Here is an 11345-nt window from a genome sequence, read left to right on the forward strand (position 1 = left end):
GGCTGAAGTGAAATACCAGAGAGAAGGATGAGAGCCCGTTTATGCTGAAAAAATCCGTAAGGCCCCCAAGGGACGCGCGGTCGGTTGCGGCCATTTGGCTTTTGCTCTTGGTGTCTAAGCCGTTCAGCAGCGTCCGATCTCTGGAAGTCCAGACACGCGACCTTTGCCAATGATGGGTTTCAACCTTGGCCGCTCAGGTGATGCGTCGAGGGCAGGTCGGCGACTGCAACCTGCCCCTAAGGATCAGTCATCTACGAAGGGCGGAGAAAGCCCTCGCAAATGACTCACGGGAGCTCACACGCGCTAGCCTCAGTCGAGGCAGGCTGTTCTGCCGGAACGTTTAGCTCGTCCCCCACGTGCGACTCTGCCGCAGGCGTGCTCTTGAGGGAGAGTTGATACCGGTGCCCAGGATCACTGCGGTTTGGGATCTTGGTAACCGTGAGGCGGGTATCAAGCTGATCAAGATGCGCCCAGAAGCACCGCGCGACCGCGCCGTAACCAACCTTCGGCTGATCAACCGGAAGAACGCTGTTGATCAGCGCAGCCCACAGAGTTGGGGACAATGGTCTGGAGGCAAGCTCGTGCTTGCTCTCAAGCAAGTGGACCAGGTAAGGAAGATGCGGGCACGCAAAGGCGTACGGATAGAGCCGAAACACGATCCCTAGCGATGTATCAACTGTGTGATGCTGGGGCTTTTGGGTACCCAAAAGTCCCAGCATCACAGCGGGTTTCGTGTCGTCTTTTCCAGCGAACATGTCGATTTCAGCGACCGCTTCGAAGTACGGCTCTCCGGTTTCATCTGTTCCGGGGAACAGGACGATACGCCGTATGTGCTGCTGGAGCACCTTCTTGGCAAACGCAGCATCGGACTGCAGAACGGAGAGGAGGTTGGCGATACGATCGCGGACGAGCTGACGAAGATCCGTTTCCGTGACGTCGAGCGACCTCAGATTGCGTGCCGCTGCGATCCTGATGTCCAGCCGATCCCGCTCAGACTGCCGATGCCGCAAGCGGCCGGAGAGTGCCTCGCGAGACGGATCCCCAACTGAGAGTTCTTCGATTTGGTCGAGCAGTGAGTCCATCCGGCGCTGACAGTCCCTCCGGTTTGCTTCGAGAGCGGAAAGGTTGTCACCAGCGAGGGACGAACGGTGAGCGTTCCATTCCATCTCCAGCTCGGAGTGAACGGACTTGACTACCTGGTTCCAGAGCGGTTCCTCCAGGAGGCTACTTGAGAGGACTTCGGTGATCTGAGCCGCGGCTCTCTCTTGCAGGATGCGGTAGGAGTTGGAGCATCCGCGCCGCAACCTGAAGCTGGGACACGTGTAGGCTGATGTTTTGGCAGGACCATCCGCATACAAACGCCTGCCGCAAAGGCCGCAGCACAACAAACCGCTATACAGATAAGGCTTATTCTTGGCGCGGTTATAGCCTCCAAGCCTCCGTGCCTCCTGCTTACGCTCCAGTTCCTTGAGGCGCGCAGCTGCCCGATGCCACAGCTCGTCCGGAACGATCCGGAGATGGGGCATGTCAACCCTGACGTGCTCGTGAGCTGGCCTCTTCACGACCGTGATCTTTCCTGTTCGGGGGTGGACCTGCTGCCTCTTCTGGTTCCACACGAAAACGCCCTTGTACTTCTCGTTGTGCAGGATCTTCTTGATGGCGTCGCCAGGCCAGCCTTTCCCGTTTCCGCGCGACCGAAACTGGGAGTTGCGAGGTACGCCCTCCTGGTTCAGCCGGACGGCGATGTTCCAGATCGTGTTGCCTTCCGCATAGAGCTCGAAAATGCGACGGACCACGCTAGCTTGGTCCTCGACTACTTCCAGCCTGGTACCCTTGGTCGCCGCTCGGCCGATTGCGCCGGGAAATTCCAAATCTTCGTCAACGACAGCGCGGTACCCGTACGGCCAGCTGCCCGCAACATAGCCAGCGAGCACACGACCCTTTTGGGCAGCATGCACCTTGTGCCGGAGCCGTTGAATTTGCTGCTCATCGATCATCCCATGCATGCTGATGAGCATTTGGAAGTTGGGGTCTGCCGAGTCCAGACGCTGACTCACAAACAGCAGCTTCACTCCATGGTGCTCCACCAGCTTGTGGAACTGCAGCACGTCGCCAAGGTCGCGAGCGAGGCGTGAACTGTCATCAAATAGGATGTAGTCGAAGGGTCGAGGCTTCTGTCCGGCGGCAGCCTCGAGACTCTCCAGGCCTTTCCGACCCACCTTTGAGGTGCCAGACATGGCCGCATCGGTGTAGACGTGCTCGTGCAGGATCTCCCAGCCCTTCTGCTGCGCAAACTCGTCGCAGACTCTCCGCTGATCCTCAATCGATGCTGGCCGCTGCATCTGGGTCGAGTAGCGACCGTAGAAGGCGCAGCGCATATAGGTGGTGGACTGGTTGTTCGTGCCGTTGATGATGTCTGATCTTTGCATTGTCATTTCCCCTTGTGTTGCAGCCAGCATTAATGTCGGAAGTCAACGATCGCGTCCCGGGAGCCTGTCATTGGGATCAACTTCTGGCCGGTCCAGCTCCGTCAAGAGGGTGGCCAGAATGCTCCGCGCAACAATCTTCGCGAGTCCGTCGTCGACCAATCGCCCCATACAAGCGGCCAAGTCGTCCTTCGAGCGAAACCGAATGGAGACGGATCGTTTGTTCTTCTCGGCAGTTCGCCTGCCGCATGAAAGGGAATACTGCATAACGAGGGCGTCCCCAGAATTTGGGGGTTGGTTTGTGCTCGGGGTCTTCGAAGCGGCTGTTGGCGGATTAGCGCGCCTGGTAGTCATATCTTTCATCTACAGAGCTAAGGGGCCGAAGGGGTAGTTTGCAGTGAAGATCGCCCCGTCTCCCCATGGGCATCACGCTTGGCTCAACGCCGACCTGTGGTCAACCAAAGGTCAAAGCTGGTTTGCTCACCTTCGGCTAGTTGCCAACACGGCGACACACCGATGTCGCGAGGGAAATGCTGCAGCATGCCCATCCGATTGACGGGAAGCGCAGAAAATACCTGCCCGACGGTTTGGCAAAAGACTGCAGCGATGAGGCTTCGACCGGGTCTGGACGCGATACGGTGGTAGCGACCAGCCGTTGCTCGGAATTCGCCAGTGGGTCGAAGCGCTGACTTCGGATGAGCCGAGCTAGGTGGCCGACGGGCTATTTAAGAGGCATGAAGGTCAACGCGGTCTGCAACAAAGAACCCTGCACTCGTGACATGCGCCTCTAAACATTACCGAGATGCGCTCTTGGGCTGTAGATCCAACGTGTGAACAACTCCATCCAGCTCTCCGTCGCTGGCTTCATCCTCGATCTGCTGCAGCTTGACGACTTCCCATCGGTGATCAGCTACATTCATCATCAATGGACACGTTCCCGGCGTATCTTGGGCAGCCAAAGATGACTGGCGGTCTCCTACAGCAAATCCGATCTGCGGGACTAATCTCCCCAGCGCACTGGTGTTCCGGTTTCCGCTTCACAGGAAACCTCTCCCCTTCCTGCCGTGACGCGAGACAACCTCTGTATGTCTCTCATGGCACTTGGGCGAAACGGTCCGGAGGGGATTCTGCTTCGAAGATGGCGAGCTGAAGGAGGACGGACTGGAAGACTGGGACAGATTCTGGCACCCCATGCACGCCGAGCTACGGGTGCGTGCATCCCTTACGGAGTGCCCCACGTTTAGTTTGGGAGGGTGAAGCGGACAATCGTGGCGACGTATCAGAGCCGAGCTGAAGTGTCACCCTACTCAAGGAAAACTGTACTGTTCTGGACGGACCGGGGCTGCCCCAATGAAGAGGCAGATCTTGAGACCACAAGATGAACGTCCCATTCGATGCCACTGAGCACCACATTTTCGCGGGCCTGCGCTGCGTCCGCCCATCGTGGTCTCATTCAAACGAGCGCTTCTTCCGACGTGAGGAGTTCTTGCTAGTGGTTCATCGCTGCCATGCCCTCGGGTTCGAGATCTACGGTCTCGAGGTGTTCACCCAGGCAGGTGAGTGGGTGGCAGTCGAAATAAACCCCGGCACACCGGGCGCAAGTTGGGTGAAAGAGGTCGTGATTCGATTGACCGCCCCTGGCCTGCTGTGCTCTGCGACCTACGCTCCGTCCAGGCGGTTCCTTGAGGCTCCCTAGGACCGGCGAGAAGCAGTTGGAGCCTTCAGATCGACCGGTGCCTCGGCATGTACGCAGTTGCCGCTGGGCGGAACACAGACTGAGTACGAGTTGAGGAACGACCAGAATGCGATTCGAGTGGATCGAAGAACCAGCGACCACGTGTCTGTCTTAGCTACAATAATTCGATGGACAAGCATCAGATCAACGCGAGACTCAATGAGATCACCAGACTACTTCAATCTGGGACGCAGGACCGCGTTCTAGGGAGTAATGAACGAGTCCCAGATGTCGAATCGCTCACTCCTGAGCGGCGTGATCAACTTCTGCAAGAGCAGAGGGAACTCCACTTGGAATCGGCTATGCTGTCTGGCCAGCGGAGTGAGAGTCATAGACTCTAAACGCACGAAAGCCCCGGAGCTGACCGGGGCTTTTCTTTTCAGCCATATTCCGGGTCGCGGCAAGGGCGGGGGTATTCCCCTCCATGCGAAAGCTCATAAAAATGCGAGACCTCCTTGAACGTATTCCCGTATCGCGTGCCCACATTTACAGCATGATCTCGGATGGCAGGTTTCCACGCCAGGTTCATCTGGGTGGCACCGGTGCGTTCTGGGTCGAGTCCGAAGTTGAGGCTTGGATCGAGCAACACATTGCCGCTGCCGACGCGCAGCTTGCTGGCAGCATGCCGCAAGAGGCGGAGCCGAGTCGCACACAGCTCCGCGCGCGGGTGGGGCTCTAAGGTACTTAGACAAATGCGCCCTCGTTCCATTGATTTCATTGTCGGAATGGATGCTTGGCGCAAGCAGCCAGCCTTTGTCTAGCGGTGTCCACTCTCGCCAACAACCGAAACCAGACAACGCGTACCACTGGGCAGCGGGGGGAGGGCGGCGACAGCTTGCGTTTGGAACGATCATTTCGGACATGTGGGTGTCCTTCTAGAAGGTAATACCCTTCGGGCGGGGAGACCTCCATCTATCGCTGAGACTGCCACTTTCCCACAGAACCACCTCTGACGTTGCCTTGTAGAATCCGCTCAGCCGATGCGACAACACACGGTTCCTAGGTCGTATCTCAAGGCGTGGTTAGAGCCGTTCACGCCTCCTGGACAGGACGCCGCAATCTGGCGCATACCGGTCACGGATCGCACACCTGTAGAGCCCTTTCGACGGAGCCCCGCAAAGTCTTTCGTCGTCACCGATCGGTATACCGTCACCCTCAGTGATGGCACCAGGAGCTTCCATGTCGAGCAGACGCTGGGCGCCTGGAGGCCGCTTACGTAGGTGTACTACAGCACATCCGGCGCGGTGATCCTCTGACCGATCGCCAGAGAGGATATCTGGCTGCATTCACTGCGGGGATGATGGGAAGGTCCGAGAAGCGAACAGCACACTTTGAGGCGCAATTCACTCGGATCGCCCGGAAGCACGACAGGTTACAGAAGGAGTTCGGATCGGGTCAGGACGAGTCACACGCCGAACACGCGCTGCAGAACATTCGCCCGGACGTTGTGCGCTGGACGATTGAGTGTGCAACTCCGATCTTATTCGGCATGCATCTGTCGATCCTCACAACCGATGACGAACTCGGCTTTGTGACCTCGGATGCGCCTGCATTCATGTACAACCCGATCGCATACAAGCTGCCGCCTTTTTATCGCAGCCCGGGCCTCCTGCAGAAGGAGATCGAGGTGACCCTGCCTATCACACCGCGTCATCTCCTTTTGTATAGACACGACGGACGGGTCGCCTCCCGCCTGAAGATTCCACGATCGGTAGTCGATGAGGCTAACCGGAATCTGGTGTGGACAGGGACGGAGATCGTTTCGTGGAAGGGACAAACAAGACCCGAGTGGTTTGTCCAACGAGACCCGCCCCCCGACGCCTGGGAGAACACGCCCGAGGGCAGAGCCTCGGCACAAGCACCCGCTCTACCTGAGTAGGTATGATTGTAGGTATTAAGACACAATTCCGGCATAAACCGTGTGTTTCGAACGCAAAGGAATCCCTGGGGGGCAACCATCTCACAACTGAGACCTTATTCATCGTGCCTCTGCACGAAGTCGAAACTGCGCCTGTGAAGGGCGTTTCCGCGAGCGTTCACGTGCCCGTTGCGCCGACAGATGGCTCAGCGACCAAAGCCCGAGTCTTTGGTGGGAGTAGAGCACGAGCCTCAGACTGCAGCGCCGCGTCATTTCGAAGAGGCATCATCCTCCACCAGCTTGTAGCGGTACTGTTCATGCTCTTCGTTGGTCGCTTGCTGACGGAGAAGAGCGAGCCGCTTGAGTAGTCCCGGGACTTCGGTCTTTTCATCCGTTCTGCGCAGCGCCTGGATGAGGTGGTACACGGCGGACTGGTCTTTGGGATCCAACTCCATGGCTTTCCTGCACTGGATGGTGGCTTCCAAGTATTGGCCTGACTTCAGATACAGCTTTGCCAACACACTGCGCGCGGGCCCGAGCGTGGGGCGGAGTGCGACAGCCTGCTTCGCCGAACGCATCGCGGTTTGGAATTCGATGCTGCCGGGCTCTGCTCCTTGCTCCAGAAGGATGTCGGCCCTGAGGTAGAGAAGAATCGGATCGTCGGGTTTGCGTGCAAGTTTCTCCTGCACACCTCCGAGAGCATGATCCAAATCGTTCTGCTGCACGGCGGCCAGCCCCTGAGCAGCGATGCTGAGGGCCTGGGTTGGATCGAGTTCATAGGCCTTCTCGAAGTCGGCCTGGGCCTTCTCGTATTCGGCAAGCTGGACATAGAGAACGCCCCGTGCAAAGTACAACGGCGCAGCTTTGGGCTGCAGCGTAAGGCCCTCGTTCACCACATTGATGCCAACCTGGAATGACTGGTGGGTGGAGGAGAGCGCTGCGAAATCTTCGTACAGATTCACGTTCTGTGGATCGAGCAATATGGCTTGCCGGATCGCGTCGACTGCTTTCTGCGTGTCGTGGGCGTCCTCGTATGCGGTGGATGCGAGCTCCAGCGTACGCGCGTCGGGGTTCGAGCCCAGGAGCGGAGCGAGTGTGAGGATTGCCTGGTCCTGCTGATGAGCCATCAACTGAATCGAAGCCAAAACCTGCCGTTCACTCCGGTCATCAGGATTCAGGGCCAGTGTTCGAGCGAAGACTGCGGCCGCCTCGCTGAGCCGGTTGAGTCTGACCAGGCAGACACCGTAGGCGTGCAAAGCGGGAAGCTTCTGCTCGAAGAGGGCGGCGGCTTTTTCGAAATGCTTGCTTGCCGCAGCGCAGTCGCCGTGTTGGAACTGGAGCACGGCGAGCATGCCGTGGCTCATGACGTCGTTCGGGTTCAGCCGCAGCAGGTGATCGATGTAGGGAAGGGCGGCAAGATCACCGGCATCGAATTCGATCTGGGCAGCCCCCTGCAGAGCGGCGACGTTGTCCGGAGAGAGCCGCAGCGCATGCCGGAAGGAGCTGAGCGCTTTCTTCTGGTCGCCCGCGCCGCCGTAAGCGACGCCCTGCATCGTCCAGAGCTGTGCATTGCCGGGGTGTTGAACGAGCGCGGTATGAATGAGTGCGAGCGCCTTTGGGTACTGCTGGTCGCGGAGTGCGGAGACGATGGAGTCGTTACCAGTTTGCGCGAACAGCGTGGGCAACAGAAAAAACGAAAGCGCGAGGCAGAGAAGTGCACGCAAGCACCCCTTCGCGATCAGGCCGCCGCGCATACCAGCTTTCATTCGGGGGTCCATGGGGGAGCGATTCCAACGCAGGGATGAGGTTTGTTCTCGGCAGCTTATCGAATGGCTATCTCGAATGCGGGACATGACTGTTCGATACAAAGAAAACAGGCCGACGGTGGGGAAGCGCCGGCCTGCTGTTTGTTGATGCGTAGCGTGGTCAGAAAGAGACTCTCCCCCCAATTTGCCAGAACCTTGGTTCGTGGGAACCCGTTGCGGCGCCGAAGTTTCCATTCGGCAGGTTGTTGTCCACGTTGGCATAGTTGGCACGATTGAAGAGGTTGAACACTTCGAAGCGCAATTGGAAGTTGACGCGTTCTGTGAGGACGAAGTTCTTATACAGATTCGCATTCGTTTCGAAGAAGTTTGGCCCACGGAACTGCATCGGTCTCTGGTTGCCCTCGCTGCCAAAGGCAGGAGTGGTGAAATCGGTCTTTGGAATGGCCCCGGTTAACCACGCCTTGTTGTCATGCGATTGCTTATACGTGACCACGTCGGGGTAGTCGAGATTGTTGCCGTCCGCGTTGTAGTCACCGCTTCCCGGCGCGTATCCAACGGCTGGATTCGCAGCCGAAGGACATGGCGCCGCGCTGTCGGAGGTGTCCTGGCACAGCGGGATATACGAGTTGAAGTTCGTTGGTGTCAGCGGATATCCCGACTGGAATACAGTCGTGCCGCTCAATCCGTATCCACCCGTAAGACGCCCGATCGCGCCCTTTCCGTCGTTGAGTCCTTTCAGCGAGTAGTTCCAGCTGAGCGAGACTCGATTGGGGACATCGAAGACGGACGGCGCATAATACCGGCCCGGATTATCCGGCGTGGGGTATGCCAGGGCGTCATCTTTCGAACTGGCACGCGTGTACGAAGCGTCCACGAACCCGCGAGAGAATCGTCCTCTAACTGCGAAGAAGACTGCGTGGTAGTTAGCGTAGCGATCATTCTGAACATAGGTGATCGAGCCGAAGCTAGGGTTGAGCCGGGTTGGTGAGATTCGTTCATGCGTGATCAGGTCGCCTGGCTGGACATTGATGTCCACACCATAGGAGACGAGCCCGATCGCATTTCCATTGCTCGCCATATCGTAGGAGTGGGATGCGCTGTAGCCAACGGAGGCGGCAAATGCCTTGTTGATCTGGCGCTCCACACTGGCGGACCAGATATTGGACTTGGGTGATTTCAGCAAAGGATCAATGCCGCCAATGGCGAAGTTCGCGCCCGTGACGCCGCCCTGTGCATTCAAGCCGCCAGAGAACGTTGGGAACGTGAATCCAAACGGGGGCTTACTCGTGTTCCCGAGTCCAAAGATCGGAGCATTGGCCGACCCGGCAAAGAATACTGGCATGACCAGTCCGGGCGGGCTGCCGCGGAACTCCTCCTGCACGTTGGCGGATGTGAGCCAATTGTTATAGATGCCGAAGCCACCGCGAACTACCCAGTCGCCTTTGCCCGTAGGATCCCACGCCACGCCAACACGCGGACTGTACAGGTTGTTGACCGAGTGGAGCAGGGCATTGTGAGTGGCCTTGGCATACCCATTGGCGATCTGTTGCTGGCGGGTCGTGCCTGTGCCGAGATAGAAGTTGCCGAAGACAGTCGAGGGGCTCTTCGACCACGGATTGCCGCTGTCATCGTAGCGGAGACCCAATGTAAGAGTGAGGTTGTTCCTCGCTTTCCAGGTGTCCTCGACGAAGATTCCAAAGGTTCTGGCCGCGGCATTCCAATTCCAGAGCTGCTGCGTGCCGGTTGCCGGGTTGTAGGTGACGCCGTTCTCGTTGGTGGGCGCGTCTTGAGCGAGCTTCAGAAGATTGTCGAAAGCGAACTTTGGCTGCGACCACGGACCCTGGAATGGCTCAACGTCATCGCCGTACCAGCCTTCGTATCCAAGTTTGAGCGTGTGCGTGCTGCGAACGTGCGTGAGCACATCGCGCCAGTGATAGTTGTGTTGAATGAAGTCGCCCTGCGCGAAGCCCACACCGTAGGCCTGGCCGCTATCTGCGTTGATGCCGTTCACGGAGATTGAGGGCACCGTGTAGTCTTTCGCACCGCTACCCGACACGCCCTCTACCCGACTCTGTCCTGCGGTGACTTCGTTCAACGTGGCGCCGGAGAAGGTGTGCGTCCATGAGACCTGGCCAGCTACCTGCCAGGTGTGATTCAACGTGGAGAACTGTGGCATCGGCGAGGCCGCGCCATTTTCAAGAAGCGTCCGGAAAAGACTGACGTAGATCCGTTCCTTCTTGAACCCCTGATCGATGCGGGCAAAGTACTGGGTGCCATTGCGAATCTGCGTGGCGCCGAACGAGCCCTGGTCGATCATGGGCAGATCGCAGGGGACGCCGTTGCCGCCGCATGCGGAGCCAAAGACATCCTTTGCCGTTTGCTGGACGCTGACCGCACCCACCCCGGTTGGCGTGTACTTGGTGAGTACCTGGGTGCCGACCGTGTTCGGATAGTTCGTCTGCGCAAAGGAGATGAACTGCGGGTCTGCGAAGGTAACAAATCCGCCCGAGCTCGCGGACGCTCGCAGGGGCTCTACCGCGAAGTAGAAGAAGCTATTGTGGTGCGGAAAGATCGGACCGCCGATGGAGAAATCCATGTTGTTCGAGTGGAAGGGCTTGTATGGATTGTCCTTGGACGTGACGAAGTGCTGGTTTGCGTACATGCCCTGGTAGTTGAACCAGTCGGCCGCCGCACCGTGAAACTGGTCCGTGCCCGAGCGGGTTGTGAAGACCGTCTGCAGGCCTGCTGCGCGGCTGTGCTCGACCGAGTAGGTATTCACCTGAACGCTGGTTTCCTGGATGGATTCCGGCTGAGGCGTCAGGTTCAACACGCCCTGCCGGATGCCGCTGGTCACGTCCAGCCCATCGATCACGTACTGATTGTTGTTCTGTCCCTGGCCATTGGCGCTGGCGTCGACCTGCTCTTCAGTGGAAAAGTTATCGACACCGGAAGCGGGGCTGCCGGATGTGCTGGTGCCTAGCCCGGAGACGCCGGGCGCCAGCGTCACAAGGGTGACGAGGTTGCGACCAACAATAGGCAACTCAGTCACGGCCTGGTTCGACAGCGTGAGCTGAGTGCGGGTATCTGCCGTATCTACAATGGGAGTCGCCGTGGTTACGACGATCGACTCCGACGCCGACCCCACCTTGAGAGCAATGGGAACGTTCAGATTCTGTTCGGTCAGAAGGGTCACATCTGTCTGAACCTTCGAGAATCCCGCGGCATCGGCCGTGATTGTGTATTTGCCGGGAGCCAGACTGATAAATCGATAGTTGCCGGACGCATCTGCCGTAGCAACCTTGGTCGCTCCCGTGGCGTTGTTGACGAGTTGCAGCGAAGCGTTCGCGACATCTGCTCCTGACTGGTCTTGAACAACGCCCTGAATGCTCGCGGTGAACTGAGCGAGCACGGGAGTTGCCATCAGAATGAGCAGCACGCAAAGCACACGGATAGCGCGACAATTCACGAGCCGAGCCATAGAACCTCCACGGAATGTTTCAAAAGTGGCCCGCGTTTTCTTTAGCGATGTCTGCTTTAGGTGATGCAGACGTGGAAAACGT

7 protein-coding genes are annotated in these 11345 nt (G+C 58.3%); 4 read left to right on the forward strand and 3 right to left on the reverse strand.

What is annotated here, in order from left to right; translation table 11 throughout:
* Positions 1–284 precede the first annotated feature (284 nt).
* Entirely contained in the window at positions 285–2459 is a 2175-nt protein-coding gene (locus tag AC5IJH_RS02310) for a recombinase family protein (protein ID WP_491901176.1), read from the reverse strand.
* Positions 2460–3918: 1459 nt separating this feature from the next.
* On the opposite strand from AC5IJH_RS02310, the gene AC5IJH_RS02315 reads away from it, so the two are divergent.
* From AC5IJH_RS02315 to AC5IJH_RS02330, 4 genes are all read left to right on the forward strand, one after another.
* Positions 3919–4122: a hypothetical protein gene (locus AC5IJH_RS02315; RefSeq protein WP_491901177.1), complete on the forward strand. Its 204-nt coding sequence runs from the start codon at positions 3919–3921 to the stop codon at positions 4120–4122.
* Positions 4123–4603: 481 nt separating this feature from the next.
* The gene (locus AC5IJH_RS02320) at positions 4604–4840 is read left to right on the forward strand and encodes a helix-turn-helix transcriptional regulator (RefSeq protein ID WP_491901178.1); all 237 of its coding nucleotides are present in this window, start codon (positions 4604–4606) and stop codon (positions 4838–4840) included.
* A 301-nt stretch (positions 4841–5141) separates the two neighbouring features.
* On the forward strand, positions 5142–5381 hold the full coding sequence (locus tag AC5IJH_RS02325; RefSeq protein WP_491901179.1) for a DUF4238 domain-containing protein: 240 nt from the start codon (positions 5142–5144) through the stop codon (positions 5379–5381).
* Entirely contained in the window at positions 5363–6040 is a 678-nt protein-coding gene (locus AC5IJH_RS02330) for a DUF4238 domain-containing protein (RefSeq protein ID WP_491901238.1), read from the forward strand. The genes AC5IJH_RS02325 and AC5IJH_RS02330 overlap by 19 nt, the downstream gene beginning before the upstream one ends.
* 248 nt (positions 6041–6288) lie before the next feature.
* Here the strand turns inward: AC5IJH_RS02330 and AC5IJH_RS02335 are convergent, their stop codons facing one another.
* Positions 6289–8019: a tetratricopeptide repeat protein gene (locus AC5IJH_RS02335; protein WP_491901180.1), complete on the reverse strand. Its 1731-nt coding sequence runs from the start codon at positions 8017–8019 to the stop codon at positions 6289–6291.
* Positions 7946–11263, reverse strand: a complete 3318-nt coding sequence (locus tag AC5IJH_RS02340) for an outer membrane beta-barrel protein (RefSeq protein ID WP_491901181.1) — start codon at positions 11261–11263, stop codon at positions 7946–7948. Before AC5IJH_RS02340 ends, AC5IJH_RS02335 begins: the two co-directional genes overlap by 74 nt.
* Between the last annotated feature and the right edge of the window lie 82 nt (positions 11264–11345).

The organism is Candidatus Dedyshia acidiphila, from assembly GCF_051025295.1.
Lineage (GTDB): Bacteria > Acidobacteriota > Terriglobia > Terriglobales > Acidobacteriaceae > KBS-83.